The following is a 14,110-nucleotide window of genomic DNA, read 5'->3' on the forward strand; positions in this document are numbered from 1 at the left end:
TTTTTTTTGCCCTTTTTTAATCAATTTGCCTTTTTAATAAAATGGCTAAATAAACTCATCAACCCAACAACCATATCATGGTCGCCACGACATAAATAAGTGCAGATAATACCAGACCAAGCCACATACCTGTATCATTATAGGAACGGACATAACCGCCAATAAATGTACATATCGTGCCAAAAACAATCGCCCCAACCAACCAAAGAATAAAGAATAATATCAATATCATGGGGTTATTTCCTTGATTTAATTTATTAGGTTTTTGTTAAATTTCAATAAAATGTTACCAAATGGTAGGCACGCCCTAACTTTTTATTTGGATTTTTAAATCATACAGCGATTTGGTTTGGTGTTCAAGTGGTTTTATGATGACATATTGTAGTCATGCAAATAAAAATCCCATCATCTCACCCCTACCCCCAAAGTAGTATGCCGTTTGCCTTTTGGGCGATTGGGGCGAACGCACGGTTTTGCTACACTTAGCCCATACCCACAACCGAGGCAACGCCTTACGAAGCCATGAAAACGTCCGTCCCCACCTACCACGCTAAAGCCCCCTTTGCCGACATGGGCGGGCAAGGCTTACACACCCAACTTGCCCCCACGCCGCTTGTGGACGGATTTAACAGACAGCTGACCTACCTACGCCTATCCGTTACCGACTTTTGTAACTTTCGCTGTGATTACTGTCTGCCGAATGGCTATCAAGGCAAACGCCCTGATGACGAGCTGACACTTGCCGAGATTGACACGCTTTTTGGTGGCTTTGTCAGCCTTGGCACAAAAAAAGTGCGTCTGACAGGCGGAGAGCCGTCCGTTCGCCGTGATTTGGCGGATATCATCACCCTTGCTAGACAGCATGGCATTGCCAAAGTCGCCATCTCATCAAACGGCTACAAACTTGCCAAACATCTATCATCTTGGCAAAACGCTGGGCTTAATCAATTAAATCTTAGCATTGACAGTTTTGATAAAGACATATTCAAAAAAATCACAGGCTTTGACATATTGCCCACGCTATTAAATGACGTGGATAGATTATTAGAAACGACTGATATCAAATTAAAAATGAACGGTATTTTAATGCACGATACCGCTTATGATAATTTATTATCCGCCCTTGATTTTGTCAAAGAGCGTCCTGTTACTTATCGCTTTATTGAATTTATGCAAACCAGTGATAATGCCGATTTGTTTTTTGCTCAAAATCAAACCGCTTATTTTATCAAAGACCACCTTATCACACACGGCTGGCAACCAAAACCCAAAGCCCAAGACGATGGACCTGCCATTGAATATACCCACCCTGATTATGCAGGCAGTATTGGCATTATTGAGCCATATGCCAAAAACTTTTGTGATAGTTGTAATCGGTTAAGAGTCAGCAGTCTTGGTAAAGTGCATTTGTGCTTATTTGATTCTCAAAATTATGACATTCGCCCTTATCTTGCCACACAAGACAAAAAAGGGCTAATGACAGCACTAAAAGGCTTAATGCCAATAAAACCTGAACATCATTATTTAGACAGTCATAGCGGTATTATGAATAATCTCTCATTGGTGGGCGGTTAGTCATATCTTATGATATGATGTTGCTTTTCATGTATAAGGTGTTCAATCATGACCGCAGAGACAATCACACAACTAGATGATTTGCCAAGACTTATCGGCACATTAACCGATGTACGAGCAGGCAAGGTAGAGCCGTTCGTGCGTGGCGTGAGTGCCATTAACAAAATAGCGATTGAAGGTAGTATGAAGGTGAATCTGCTGGGTCTGTCCGAAGATGAGCAGGCGGAGCATAAATTTCACGGCGGACACCTAAAAGCCCTGCACCAAATGCCCATCACGACCTATGACGCCATCAATCAAGAATTTAATTTGAACGTACCCATCGGCTCATTGGGCGAGAACCTAACCGTGATGACATCAGGCGAGCCGATGTGCGAGGATAATGTCTGCATTGGTGATATCTATCAGTTTGGCGAGGGCGATGACAGCGTGCAAGTGCGTCTGATACAGCCGCGTCGTCCCTGCTACAAGATTAACGACAAGCTTGGCAATGCAGGCGTGTCCTATTTCGTGGCACGAGAGGGTATTGCAGGGTGGTATTATCAGGTGGTGCGAACAGGGGTACTTCATGCGGACATGCCTGTTTATCTCATTGACCGCCCTTATCCTTTTGCTAATTTGACAGCGTTATGGTCATTGATTAACCAAAAATCTGGCATTGAGGCACAGACGGCGGATAAATGGCTTGGTATTGACTGCCTAGAAATCAGCTGGAAAAAGAAAATTCACGACAAACGTAAAGCTCATTGATATTTCATTTATTTTTATTTAAAAGGGCAATCCTATGTGCGAACTTTGCAACAACCTCAACCACATCGCTCCGCCAAAAGCGGACAAGCCATTTATTCCGCTCAACATTGCCGTGCTGACCGTCTCCGACACTCGCACGCTGGACGAAGACACGTCAGGGCAATATCTGGCGGACAGTATCAAAAAGGCAGGGCATACGCTCATCGACCGCAAGCTCACAACAGACGACATCTACCAAATCCGTGCCGTGATGAGTGCGTGGATTGCCGACCCTGATGTTCATGCCGTCATCAGCACGGGCGGTACGGGCTTTTATCATCGGGACAATATGCCAGAGGCGGTGTCGGTGCTGTTTGACAAAGAAGTGGCGGGCTTTGGCGAGATGTTTCGCCTGCTCTCCAAAGACGACATTGGTATGTCCACCTTGCAATCTCGGGCGGTGGCAGGCATGGCAAACAGCACAGCGATTTTTTGCTTGCCAGGTTCGACAGGGGCGTGCCGTACGGGCTGGGAAGGCATTTTGTTAGAACAGCTTGATAACCGCACACGTCCTTGCAACTTTGTGCCACATCTTATGCGTCAAAATCCCACGCACGGCTAAGGCATAAATATGAAATGCAAAAAGGTAAAAAAGATAAAGCCATGAGCGTGATTGGTCTATTGATTTTGGCAGGGGGCAATTCTCGACGTATGGGTTCGCCCAAGGCGTTGTTGCCCTTGCCAAATCATCAGACATTGCTTGATTTTCATGTCAATAATGCTAAGACATTAAATCTGCCGATACTCATTGGCGATAATGACAAAGGGTTTTTGGATAAGTCTTTTTTTAATAATGCCAATTCAATCAATTTATCTGTTGTTATCATTGATGACTATATCAAAAATGCAGGGGCGTTGTCTTGTATATTATCCGCTTTTCATTATTGCCAAAATCATTTTTTAAATAATAAAGATGAATTAGAAAATAAAAATTTATCCGATAAATTTTTAATGGTGATGAGCTGTGATAACTTGATTGATGTTAGCCAAATTTTTAATTTATTAAAAAAGGCTGATTTAAACAATCATCATGGGGCGTATTTAAAAGACACATCGGGCGATAAAGATTATCCGTTATTGGGCTGTTATTCGTTGTCTTTATATAATGAATTAAAAGTGTATTTGGATAAGGGCGAGCGGTCTGTGATGAAATTTTTAAAGGATAAAGATATTTGCCAAATATCCATGCCAACAGATTGGCGAAATCTTGCCAATTTTAATACGCCTGATGAATTTAAATTGGCATTGTCGTATTTTAAAAACAACCCACAAAAAGAGCAATCATGAATCTTACCCATTTAGACAAAGACGGCAACATCACCATGGTGGACGTGGGCGACAAAATCGCCACCGCACGCACCGCCACCGCACAGGGCAAGGTGGTGTTCACCCCTGACGTGTACCGCCACATCAAAGACACAGACGGCATGACCAAAAAGGGCAGTATCATTCAGACTGCCCACATCGCAGGGATTATGGCGGGCAAAAAAACGCACGAGCTGATACCCTTATGCCATGCCTTGCCCCTTGACACCATCAAGATGAGCTTTGAGTATGCTGATGATGAGTGTGCCATCGTGGTGGGGGCGGTCGCCAAAGTTACCCACAAGACAGGCGTTGAGATGGAAGCCTTGACCGCCGTATCTGTGGCGTGTCTGACCATCTATGACATGACCAAGGCAATCAGCCATGACATCACGATAACTGACATTCATCTTGTCCAAAAAACAGGGGGAAAATCCGATTATGACAAATAACAATCAACCATTTGATACGATAAGCCTTACTGTGCTGTACTTTGCCAGCCTTGCCGAACAAGCAGGTAAGGATAGTGAGACTGTGCAGGTAGATAGCGATGATTTGGCAGTGATTTATAATGAGCTGTCCGCCCAATACGGCTTTGATTTACCCCAAGACAAAGTGGCGGTTGCCATCAATCACGAGTTTGGCGGTTGGGGTGATACGGTCTCATCAGGCGATACGATTGCCTTTATTCCGCCTGTGGCAGGGGGCTGATATGAAAACGGTTCATGATAATGCGTTAATCACAAGCCTGCCTGTGGAGCAAGCCTATGAGCTTGCCCGAGTGGACGGTTTTGCTTTGTCGGATTGCCCCATTGATGATAGATTGTTAAAATCGTATCTACTAAATGACACCGCAGGGGCGTTGGTAACGTTTGAAGGGTGGGTGCGTAACCATAATAACAAGCGAGCGGTGAGCCGTCTGACTTACTACGGCTATGAACAGCTCGCCATCAACCACGGGGCGAAGCTCATCCGTGAAGCCAAAGCCAACTTTGACATCACGCACGCTGTCGCCATTCACCGCATTGGCGAGCTTGGCATTGGCGATATGGCGGTGTGGATTGGGGTGTGTGCGTCTCATCGCACGCCCGCCTTTGATGCTTGCGAATGGCTATTAAACGCCATCAAAGCCGACATTCCTGTGTGGAAGCAGGAGTTCTATGATGATGACAGCAGTTTGTGGTTGTCTAATAATGGCTAGGGACGACGAATAGTTACGTATCGGGGTGGTAAAATCGCCCTGATTTATTTTGATAAATCCCAACCCATTTTGATAAATATGGTACAATGTGCCACCATATTTATCAATTAACCCCATGTTCAAGCTCACTTTTTTAGGCACATCAAGCGGTGTGCCAACCCGTGAACGCAACGTCTCTGCTCTTGCCTTAGAATGCATTGCCAACGCCCATGCCAAACGCCATGCTTGGCTACTCATCGACTGCGGAGAAGGTACACAGCATCAGCTCATAAAAAGCCATCTGTCGCCCAATGGCTTATCCACCATACTCATCACTCACACGCATGGCGACCACTGTTATGGGCTGGGCGGACTTTTGGCGAGCCTTGGCATGAACAGACGCACCAAGCCTTTGACGCTCATCGCCCCAAAAGCCATCGCCAAACTGCTGGATACGCTAACCATCGTGAGCGAACTGTATTTTAATTATCCCATTGATTTTATTGCCATTGAGGATAATTTGGAGCGTGAGCTATCCCTTGATTTGGGCGATAATCATCGCATTGATATACGCCTGCACACGCTATCGCACCGCATTGCATCGTTTGGGTTTGAGATTAACCAGACGCTTGACAAAGACAAACTTTTGACCGATAAATTAAAAGCCGATAACATCGCCAATAGGTATTGGCATGAGATTTTGAAGGCGGATACGCCCCTAACACTTGATGATAATACCATCAATCCGCATGACTACAAAGTCAATATCCAAAGCACCACCAAAATCGTCATCGCAGGCGACAACGACACGCCAAGCCTACTGACCCAAGCCGTCAAAGACTGCCACGCCCTCGTCCATGAGGCGACCTATACCGATGATGTCATGCAAAAAATAGTGAACAAACCTGCCGAGCTGGGCGGATTTGACCCCAAGCATTCTAGTGCCAAAATGGTTGCTCAATTTGCCCACGCCTGCCACGTTCCCATGCTGATATTGACCCATTTTAGTGCCAGATATGCCCCTTTTGATAATGACACTGCCAAACAGCCCAACATGGGGCATATCCGCAAGGAAGTGGAGCGGTATTATGACGGCAAACTGGTGCTGGCAAAGGATTTTTTGCAAGTGGCAGTGGGTTTGGATACTATCAATTAACCTAATAAAACCAACCATTTATGAATAAACACATACTCTTAACTCCCCTAAATATCGGCAATCAAACCATTGCCAATCGCCTTATCGTTGCCCCAATGGCAGGGGTAACGGACAACCCTTTTCGCCGTCTTGCTAAGTCCTTTGGGGCAGGTCATGCCGTCAGTGAGATGATTATCGCCGATACCGCCCTATACGCCCACCAAAAGTCGCTGTATCGTGCCAACTTTTCGGGTGAGATTGCCCCTATATCCGCCCAAGTGGCAGGGGCGGAGCCTGATAAGCTCGCCCAAGCGGTACGATTTCAGGTAGAAAATGGGGCGTGTATCGTGGATATTAACATGGGTTGCCCTGCCAAAAAAGTGTGTCGCAAATTGTCGGGGTCGGCACTTTTGCAAGACTTGGATTTGGTAAAAAAATTGCTTGACAGTGCGGTGGAATCGGTTGCCGATTTGGGCGTGCCAATTACCCTAAAAACACGCTTGGGCTTTGCCAATGGACAAGAAAATATCCTAACGGTCGCCAAAATTGCCGAAAACGCAGGCATCTCCGCCCTTGCCATACATGGACGCACCCGAGAGGATTTTTATACAGGCAATGCCCGTTATGAGCTTATCAAAGAGGTCAAGGCAACTGCCAAAATCCCTATTATTGTGAATGGCGATATTGACAGCCCCCAAAAAGCCAAATGGGTGCAAGAGTACACAGGGGCGGATGCGGTCATGATAGGGCGAGCAGGGCAGGGGCGACCGTGGATTTTTCGGGACATTGCTCATTATCTTGCCACAGGCGAGCTTTTGCCATCGCCTAGCGTGAGTGAACTGCGTGAGATTGTGCTGGCTCACTTGGACGAGCTGTATCAATTTTATGGCGAATATTCAGGCTGTCGCATTGCCCGAAAACACATCGCTTGGTACACAGGCGGACTTGCCAATTCCAACGCCTTTCGTGAGGCGATGTATCGTGAAGAGACGACAAGCGGACAATATAAAGTGGTTGATGAGTTTTTAAAAGTCACACAGATGGATAAATAATCCCATTATTCATTATTTTTGTAAAATAATCATGGTTTTTTGTGGCATTATCCCCATATTAATAGGGCGTGCCTACCCTTTATAGCACAATTTACATGTTAAAATTTATAAAACAAACCATCTGTTTTTGCATGAAAAATGGCTATCCGACCACTTAACTGTTTGATTTTAAGATTTTTTTACTTCATTTTTAAAATTAAGCGGTCGGATGTTTTTTGCGTCAAAATCCTTGTTGATATTGCAATATCAACTGCGGGCTTTTTCTTGAAAAACGGGCGATTTCCCCTATTTTCATGGCAAATACAAAGGGCAGACACGCCTTAATCAAAGCATTCATCAAGTAGGACTTTATGTTTAATAAAACCTTTGAAAATACTCGCCAAGCGGTAGAAGATTTTGCCCACAAAGAACAGCACGAATACATCACGGTTGAGCATTTGCTACTGGGGCTTATCAGCGACCCCGAAGCACGAGAGATTTTGACGGCGTGCGGGGTGGATTTGGACTTTTTGGCAAATGAGTTGAAGCGGTATTTGCAAGTCTATATCCCACGCATTACAGGCACGCACGCCACACCGATGATGACCAAAGCCTATCAGCGAGTGCTACAACGGGCGATTTGGCACGTGCAGACCAGTGGGCAGGGGCGAGCGGTGTCAGGCATTGATGTGTTGGTGGCGATATTTAAAGAGCGAGATTCACAGGCGGTGGCACTGCTCAAATCGCAGGGCATATCGGGGTTGTCGGTCATGCGATACCTGTCGCACGGCATGAATGAGCCTAATGATGAGCAGGACGAGAGCGAAGAAGATGAGAATCCCAAAGCCCAAAAGTCCGCCCCCAAAAAAGACCCGCTCAAAGAGTTCGCCCAAAATCTCAATGAGCGAGCCAAACAAGGCTTGACCGACCCACTCATCGGACGCATGGCAGAGATAGAACGCACCGCCCAAATCCTATGCCGTCGCCGTAAAAATAATCCCCTGCTGGTGGGCGACCCTGGGGTGGGCAAGACCGCCATCGCCGAAGGCTTGGCATGGCTCATCACCAGTGGCAAAGCCCCCAAAGCCCTAGCTGATACCATCATTTATAGCCTTGACATCGGTTCGCTCGTGGCAGGGACGAAGTTTCGTGGCGATTTTGAAAACCGTATCAAGGACTTGTTAAAAGCCATCAAAAAACAGTCCAATGCCGTGCTATTTATCGATGAGATTCACACCATCATCGGGGCAGGTTCGTCCATGAACAGTACGATGGACGTATCCAACCTTATCAAGCCTGCCTTAGCCAATGGCGAGTTACGCTGTATCGGCTCAACGACCTTTGCCGAATATCGTCAAGTCTTTGAAAAAGACCATGCCCTATCCAGGCGTTTTCAAAAAATCGACATCAAAGAACCAAGTATAGAAGACAGTATTGGTATCTTACAAGGTTTAAAAGCTCAGTACGAAGCTTTTCATCGGGTCAGCTACACCGATGACGCCATCAAATCGGCAGTGGAGCTGTCCGCCAAGCATATCCATGACCGTTTTTTACCTGATAAAGCCATTGATGTCATCGATGAAGCAGGGGCGAGAATGCGACTGCAACATGGCGAGAAGTTGGACAATGCTGACAATGACACACAAACAGCCATCATCGGCACGGTGGATGTGGCACAGGTCGAAGAAATCGTCGCCAAAATCGCTCGCATACCGCCCAAATCGGTGAGTCGTGATGATGTGGAAGTGTTGAAAAACTTAGAGCGAGATTTAAAACATGTCGTCTTTGGACAAGATGAAGCGATTGGCAAATTAGCCGACAGTATCAAGCTGGCTCGGGCAGGACTCAAATCCGCTGAAAAACCCATCGGGGCGTTTATGTTTGCAGGTCCAACAGGGGTTGGTAAAACCGAAATCGCCCGTCAGCTTGCCTTTGCCTTGGGCGTGGAGCTTATCCGTTTTGATATGAGTGAATACATGGAAGCCCACACCGCGTCACGGCTCATCGGAGCACCCCCGGGTTATGTCGGCTATGACCAAGGTGGACTTTTGACCGAAAAAGTCCATCAGCACCCCCACTGCGTGCTACTGCTCGATGAAATCGAAAAAGCCCATCATGACGTCTTTAACCTACTGCTACAAGTCATGGACCACGGCACACTGACCGATAATAACGGCAGAAGCGTGTCCTTTAAACAAGTTATCCTTATCATGACGACCAATGTTGGGGCGGAGAGTATCAGCCGTACATCGATGGGCTTTACCGAGCAAGACCATAGCAGTGATAACAGCGAGGCGATGAAGCGTACCTTTACCCCAGAGTTTCGCAACCGTCTGGATGCAGTGGTGCAGTTTGCTCCGTTATCTAGTGAGACCATCGGTTCGGTAGTGGATAAATTTATCATCGAACTACAAAGCACTTTGGATGACAAAAACGTGGTATTAGAAGTCAGCGATGACGTGCGTACATATCTGGGTGAGAAGGGCTATGATAAACTCATGGGAGCAAGACCGATGGCACGATTGGTAACCGATGAGCTTAAAAAACCCCTTGCCGAGATGATACTCTTTGGCGAGCTGGCACAAGGTGGGGTGGTCAGAGTGCGACTGTCTGATGACCCATCCGATGACTCAACCAATGATAAGCATTCAAAACTTATCTTTGATGTGGTAAAATCAGCAAGCCAAATCCAAACGTCAGAAATGGCATAAATGCCCAATCTTGGCGATTGTTCAATGGTTTTTTAAACCAAGGGTGGATTGTTCGCCCTTGGTTATGTAAAGTTGGTAGTAGTATTTAAATAGCCAAGCCATTCCCCAACCACGGCAAAACCACCAAACATCCATCAACACAAGGTAATCATCATGACAGCGACCAAACTAGACGGCAAAGACGTTGCCAGCCAAATCGAAACTTCCCTAAAAGAGCGAGTGCAAACACTCAAAGACAAAACAGGACGTACGCCCATTTTGGCGACTATCCTAGTCGGCGATGACCCAGCGTCAGCGACTTATGTGCGTATGAAAGGCAATGCCTGTAAGCGTGTGGGCATGGAGTCTATCCGTGTGGAAATGCCAAGCGAGACGACCACCGATGAGCTACTCGCCAAAATCCGTGAACTCAACGCCAATCCTGATGTGCACGGTATTTTATTGCAACACCCTGTGCCAGCTCAGATTGATGAGCGTGCCTGCTTTGATGAGATTGCCCTATCTAAGGATGTGGATGGTGTGACTTGTCTAGGCTTTGGGTGTATGGCGATGGGCGAGCGTGCTTATGGCTCTGCCACACCACAAGGTATTATGCACCTGCTAAATCACTATAACGTACCACTGGCGGGTAAGCACGCTGTGGTGGTAGGGCGTAGTGCGATTTTGGGTAAGCCGATGGCGATGATGCTCCTAAACGCCAACTGCACCGTAACCATTTGCCATTCTAAAACCGCCAATCTTGCCGACCACGTCCGCCAAGCCGACATCGTGGTGGGAGCGGTGGGCGTGCCTGAGCTTATCAAGAAAGACTGGATAAAACAAGGGGCGGTGGTCGTGGACGCAGGCTTTCATCCGACAGAGACAGGCGGTGTGGGCGATATTGAGCTTGATGGTATTGAGAATATTGCCAGTTTCTACACGCCTGTACCGGGGGGTGTGGGGCCGATGACCATTAACACTCTAATCCGCCAAAGCGTGGAGGCAGGCGAGTTAGAAGCAGGTTTATAAATAGAGCCAAAGAGCTAAAATTACCACAGATTTATGATGTGTGGGCGTAGGGACGTGTTAAACACGTCCTTTGTAATTTTATGTGCTAAATTGCTTGTAAAATAAAAACCACAAATGTAAATTCGTGGTTTCTTATTAAATAGGGAGTTAAAAGGAAAAAAAGGGGTTAATCAATACGCTCAATACTGACATTGCCCACACCTTTTTGGGTTAGCCCAATGGCTTTGGCGGCACCATAAGACAAATCCAAGATGCGGTTGGCTTGGGCAGGGCGGTCATTGACTTTAACGACGACCGATTTGCCATTGTCTTTATTGGTGACCTTGATGTAGCAGTTCATTGGTAATGAGCTGTGAGCGGCAGTCATGGCATTCATGTCAAAGGTTTCGCCACTGGCGGTAGGTTTGCCGTGGAACTGACGACCGTACCATGATGCCATGCCTGATTGTTTAAATTTGCTGACGGTGTTAGAAGCAACGGCAGAGAGCTGTCCTAGCATGTCCGAGTCTTTTTGAGAGTCACTCTTAGCGTCCTTGATTAAAGAGCTTGATAACGCCAATGAAGTGTTGTCACGAGTGGATTTGACAAGGCTTGATGCGTTATTGTGCTGACGGCTAAGCTCGCCCAATACTTTATCAATATTGGCACTTGTATTTGCCGCATTGACCGCTTGAACAGGAGCGACTGTTCCTAGGGTTGTTGCAAGTGCAATCGCACCAGTTTTTAGATATTTCATGTGAGAACCTATAAAGGAATGCCTGACATTTTTTGTCATTCATACTTATTCATACAAAAGCATGATGGCATTCTGGTGGGTTAATGATTGGTGTTAAGTCAATTTAAGCAAGCCAATCGTTAGTTATCTTAATAAGATGGGGGTTTCTTTTTTATTTTGCAAGGTTGCTATATGAGTCACTTGAAAAAATAAGTTACTTTACAAATTTGCAAAGGTTAAAATGAAATCCGTCCCATAGTATAAAATTAATTGTTGCAAGTTTTATGCCAAATAACCACAATGATGTTAGGGCGTGCCTGCCATTGATAACATTTTTATAAAATAAGATGAAAATTTAACGTTTCAATCAATTTTTGCATGAAAAATGGCTAAATCTTGTTTTTCATCGTCAAAAACTTGTCTGATAGAATGACTATCAGCCTGCGTTTTTTCCTTGAAAAACGTGCGATTTTTCTCATTTTTCATTGCAAATACCAAAGGCAGGCACGCCCTATTGTTTTTTCAAATTTAACAAAATAAAGGAGTTTTTTAACCATTATTTGCTAAAATAACTTCAATAAAAACCATTATTTATGATTTTTTGTCATAAATCTGTCATGCTCTTATCTTAACATGATTTATAACAAAACCGTACATCGTTTTATGACATAAGGTCTTAAAATAGCGACAAAAGGTATTGTATCCTACTGCTTGGTATGAGTATGCACGCAGGTTAGCAGCCCAAAACCTGCCATCAGGGTAATCACCGCTGTACCGCCATAACTGATAAATGGCAAAGGCACGCCAACCACGGGCAGTATGCCACTGACCATGCCCATATTCACAAAAATATAGACAAAAAATGACATGGTCAATGCCCCAGCGAGCAGACGACAATAAGTGTCAGGATTGACAACGGCAATATAAAAAGAACGAGCCAACAAGCACAGATAAAAGAACAGCAACAGCCCAACGCCTGCTAAACCAAACTCTTCGCTAAACGCCGCGATGGCAAAGTCGGTATGACCTTCGGGCAAAAAGTGTAAGTGCGACTGCGTGCCTTCTAGATAGCCTTTGCCTGTCAAGCCACCCGAACCGATGGCGGTTTTTGATTGGATGATGTTCCAGCCTGCTCCCAAGGCGTCCGCTTCGGGGTCAAACATGGTCATGACACGGGTTTTTTGGTAGTCGTGCATGTAAAAATTCCACAAGCCCCACACAAAAGGAATAAACACCGCAATCGCCCCACCAATCATCCACCAAGGCAAACCCGACAAAAACAGCACAAACATGCCACTGGTCGCCACCAAAATAGACGTCCCCAAATCAGGCTCTTTGGCGATGAGTATCACAGGCACAGCGATGATGGCAAGCGTGGTAAAGACCGTGGGAATGCTTGGCGGTAGCTCTTTTCTCGACAGATACCATGCACACATCATCGGCATGCCAAGCTTCATGAATTCAGACGGCTGAACGCTACCAAAGCCGGGGATGTCAATCCAACGCCTTGCCCCCATGCGAACTTCGCCAATAATCTCAACGAGCACCAACAAAATCAGCCCCAGTACATAAAAAATGGGACTTAGCGTGCGATAAAAAGTCGGGGGAATCTGTGCCATGACTGCCATGACCACAAAGGCAATGCCATAGCTCACCATTTGTCTGATGACCATGGCGGTGTTTTGCGTGGACGCACTGTATAGCACCGTCAAACCCACAAAGCAGATACTGAACAAAATCAGGGTCAGCCACGGGTCGATGTGAATGCGTTGCCACACGCTCGGCTCTAAATCTCGCCCAACGAAGTGATGGCTTTGGCGTGAAAATCGGTACTGTTCTTCTCTCATGGCAAATCGTGGTGCGGTTGGATAAACTTTTGATAAAATTTATCAAAAAATTGCTGATAGTTGGCGGATTTCATGATAAATTAATAAGATGGTCGCATGACTGCTAATGTATCAGTGACCGACATTTTTATCAAAACGTACTATTTTAATTCATCTTGATGATTTTTAACAGTAAAATTTTGTGTTAGGGCAAAATTTTGCAAAATAAGGAAAAATTATGGCTATTATCGTGACACTCATCATATTGGCAGTTATTATCGGCTTTTTGATAGCGGTGTATAACGCACTGGTTCGTCTAAGAAACCAAGTGGCAAACGGACTGGCACAGATTGATGTTCAGCTCAAACGTCGCCACGACCTAATACCCAATCTCGTCAATGTCGCCAAACGCTACATGACCCACGAAGAGCAGGTACTAACCCGAGTGACCGAAGCCAGAAACATCGCCAAAAGTGGATTGGATGCCCTTAAAAATACAGGACTGTCAGGCACGGACGGGCTTGCCAAACTGGCAAATGCTGAGAGCAACCTGTCTCGAGCGTTGGGCAGTTTTTATGCCGTGGTAGAAAATTACCCCGAATTAAAAGCCGATTCTGCCCTAAAAGAGCTGTCTGATGAGATTAAAAACACCGAAAACCGCATTGGATTTGCCCGTCAGTTTTATAATGACAGCGTGATGTTTTATAATAACAAACGTGAAAGTTTTCCTAATAATCTGGTGGCAAATTGGTTTGGATTTATGCCAATAGCACAATTAGAATTTGCCGATAAATCCGCCATTGATGTTGCACCAGCAGTCAGCCTTTGATGTATT

At 45.7% G+C, this 14,110-nt stretch carries 16 protein-coding genes; 12 read left to right on the forward strand and 4 right to left on the reverse strand.

The features are described 5' to 3' along the window. Positions 1 to 58: 58 nt before the first annotated feature. Positions 59 to 232 carry a hypothetical protein gene (locus tag IM753_RS04430; RefSeq protein ID WP_156065081.1) on the reverse strand — a complete coding sequence of 58 codons (174 nt, stop codon included), beginning with the start codon at positions 230 to 232 and terminating at the stop codon, positions 59 to 61. A 338-nt stretch (positions 233 to 570) separates the two neighbouring features. Between IM753_RS04430 and moaA the strand changes: the two genes are divergently transcribed. The 11 genes from moaA to folD all read left to right on the forward strand — a co-directional run bounded on the left by moaA (position 571) and on the right by folD (position 10,734). Further along, positions 571 to 1,575, forward strand: coding sequence for a GTP 3',8-cyclase MoaA (gene moaA / locus IM753_RS04435; protein WP_227514680.1), 1,005 nt, complete (start codon positions 571 to 573; stop codon positions 1,573 to 1,575). Positions 1,576 to 1,623: 48 nt separating this feature from the next. Beyond that, entirely contained in the window at positions 1,624 to 2,325 is a 702-nt protein-coding gene (locus IM753_RS04440; RefSeq protein WP_065255786.1) for an MOSC domain-containing protein, read from the forward strand. A 34-nt stretch (positions 2,326 to 2,359) separates the two neighbouring features. After that, a complete protein-coding gene (gene moaB / locus IM753_RS04445) occupies positions 2,360 to 2,926 on the forward strand; it encodes a molybdenum cofactor biosynthesis protein B (RefSeq protein ID WP_065255785.1) in 567 nt (188 codons plus the stop codon). 14 nt (positions 2,927 to 2,940) lie between these two features. Further along, complete coding sequence (locus tag IM753_RS04450) at positions 2,941 to 3,651, forward strand: molybdenum cofactor guanylyltransferase (protein ID WP_227514679.1); 711 nt, start codon at positions 2,941 to 2,943, stop codon at positions 3,649 to 3,651. Beyond that, a complete protein-coding gene (gene moaC / locus IM753_RS04455) occupies positions 3,648 to 4,121 on the forward strand; it encodes a cyclic pyranopterin monophosphate synthase MoaC (RefSeq protein WP_065255784.1) in 474 nt (157 codons plus the stop codon). The genes IM753_RS04450 and moaC overlap by 4 nt, the downstream gene beginning before the upstream one ends. Then, entirely contained in the window at positions 4,111 to 4,380 is a 270-nt protein-coding gene (locus IM753_RS04460) for a MoaD/ThiS family protein (RefSeq protein ID WP_065255783.1), read from the forward strand. Before moaC ends, IM753_RS04460 begins: the two co-directional genes overlap by 11 nt. 1 nt (position 4,381) lies before the next feature. Further along, a complete protein-coding gene (locus tag IM753_RS04465; RefSeq protein WP_194108763.1) occupies positions 4,382 to 4,870 on the forward strand; it encodes a molybdenum cofactor biosynthesis protein MoaE in 489 nt (162 codons plus the stop codon). A gap of 115 nt (positions 4,871 to 4,985) precedes the next feature. After that, positions 4,986 to 6,005, forward strand: coding sequence for a ribonuclease Z (locus tag IM753_RS04470; RefSeq protein ID WP_065255781.1), 1,020 nt, complete (start codon positions 4,986 to 4,988; stop codon positions 6,003 to 6,005). A 20-nt stretch (positions 6,006 to 6,025) separates the two neighbouring features. Continuing rightward, complete coding sequence (dusB, locus tag IM753_RS04475) at positions 6,026 to 7,036, forward strand: tRNA dihydrouridine synthase DusB (protein ID WP_065255780.1); 1,011 nt, start codon at positions 6,026 to 6,028, stop codon at positions 7,034 to 7,036. 350 nt (positions 7,037 to 7,386) lie between these two features. Then, positions 7,387 to 9,726: an ATP-dependent Clp protease ATP-binding subunit ClpA gene (gene clpA, locus IM753_RS04480; RefSeq protein WP_194108764.1), complete on the forward strand. Its 2,340-nt coding sequence runs from the start codon at positions 7,387 to 7,389 to the stop codon at positions 9,724 to 9,726. A gap of 153 nt (positions 9,727 to 9,879) precedes the next feature. Then, positions 9,880 to 10,734, forward strand: coding sequence for a bifunctional methylenetetrahydrofolate dehydrogenase/methenyltetrahydrofolate cyclohydrolase FolD (gene folD, locus IM753_RS04485; RefSeq protein WP_194108765.1), 855 nt, complete (start codon positions 9,880 to 9,882; stop codon positions 10,732 to 10,734). 166 nt (positions 10,735 to 10,900) lie between these two features. Here folD and IM753_RS04490 read toward each other — a convergent pair whose 3' ends face one another. From IM753_RS04490 to rodA, 3 genes are all read right to left on the reverse strand, one after another. Beyond that, positions 10,901 to 11,470 carry a septal ring lytic transglycosylase RlpA family protein gene (locus tag IM753_RS04490; RefSeq protein WP_079325281.1) on the reverse strand — a complete coding sequence of 190 codons (570 nt, stop codon included), beginning with the start codon at positions 11,468 to 11,470 and terminating at the stop codon, positions 10,901 to 10,903. Between the two features lie 342 nt (positions 11,471 to 11,812). Next, the gene (locus tag IM753_RS13275; RefSeq protein ID WP_255518641.1) at positions 11,813 to 11,935 is read right to left on the reverse strand and encodes a hypothetical protein; all 123 of its coding nucleotides are present in this window, start codon (positions 11,933 to 11,935) and stop codon (positions 11,813 to 11,815) included. Between the two features lie 218 nt (positions 11,936 to 12,153). Further along, the gene (gene rodA / locus IM753_RS04495; protein WP_194108766.1) at positions 12,154 to 13,296 is read right to left on the reverse strand and encodes a rod shape-determining protein RodA; all 1,143 of its coding nucleotides are present in this window, start codon (positions 13,294 to 13,296) and stop codon (positions 12,154 to 12,156) included. 217 nt (positions 13,297 to 13,513) lie between these two features. On the opposite strand from rodA, the gene IM753_RS04500 reads away from it, so the two are divergent. Next, positions 13,514 to 14,104 carry a LemA family protein gene (locus tag IM753_RS04500; RefSeq protein WP_065255775.1) on the forward strand — a complete coding sequence of 197 codons (591 nt, stop codon included), beginning with the start codon at positions 13,514 to 13,516 and terminating at the stop codon, positions 14,102 to 14,104. The last annotated feature ends 6 nt before the right edge of the window (positions 14,105 to 14,110 follow it).

Source organism: Moraxella sp. K127 (assembly GCF_015223095.1).
In the GTDB taxonomy this organism is placed as follows: domain Bacteria; phylum Pseudomonadota; class Gammaproteobacteria; order Pseudomonadales; family Moraxellaceae; genus Moraxella.

Coding starts and splice junctions, on each gene's coding strand:
- IM753_RS04430 (WP_156065081.1), bottom strand. CDS start 232: ATGATATTGATATTATTCTTTATTCTTTGGTTGGTTGGGGCGATTGTT.
- moaA (WP_227514680.1), top strand. CDS start 571: ATGGGCGGGCAAGGCTTACACACCCAACTTGCCCCCACGCCGCTTGTG.
- IM753_RS04440 (WP_065255786.1), top strand. CDS start 1,624: ATGACCGCAGAGACAATCACACAACTAGATGATTTGCCAAGACTTATC.
- moaB (WP_065255785.1), top strand. CDS start 2,360: ATGTGCGAACTTTGCAACAACCTCAACCACATCGCTCCGCCAAAAGCG.
- IM753_RS04450 (WP_227514679.1), top strand. CDS start 2,941: ATGCAAAAAGGTAAAAAAGATAAAGCCATGAGCGTGATTGGTCTATTG.
- moaC (WP_065255784.1), top strand. CDS start 3,648: ATGAATCTTACCCATTTAGACAAAGACGGCAACATCACCATGGTGGAC.
- IM753_RS04460 (WP_065255783.1), top strand. CDS start 4,111: ATGACAAATAACAATCAACCATTTGATACGATAAGCCTTACTGTGCTG.
- IM753_RS04465 (WP_194108763.1), top strand. CDS start 4,382: ATGAAAACGGTTCATGATAATGCGTTAATCACAAGCCTGCCTGTGGAG.
- IM753_RS04470 (WP_065255781.1), top strand. CDS start 4,986: ATGTTCAAGCTCACTTTTTTAGGCACATCAAGCGGTGTGCCAACCCGT.
- dusB (WP_065255780.1), top strand. CDS start 6,026: ATGAATAAACACATACTCTTAACTCCCCTAAATATCGGCAATCAAACC.
- clpA (WP_194108764.1), top strand. CDS start 7,387: ATGTTTAATAAAACCTTTGAAAATACTCGCCAAGCGGTAGAAGATTTT.
- folD (WP_194108765.1), top strand. CDS start 9,880: ATGACAGCGACCAAACTAGACGGCAAAGACGTTGCCAGCCAAATCGAA.
- IM753_RS04490 (WP_079325281.1), bottom strand. CDS start 11,470: ATGAAATATCTAAAAACTGGTGCGATTGCACTTGCAACAACCCTAGGA.
- IM753_RS13275 (WP_255518641.1), bottom strand. CDS start 11,935: ATGAAAAATGAGAAAAATCGCACGTTTTTCAAGGAAAAAACGCAGGCT.
- rodA (WP_194108766.1), bottom strand. CDS start 13,296: ATGAGAGAAGAACAGTACCGATTTTCACGCCAAAGCCATCACTTCGTT.
- IM753_RS04500 (WP_065255775.1), top strand. CDS start 13,514: ATGGCTATTATCGTGACACTCATCATATTGGCAGTTATTATCGGCTTT.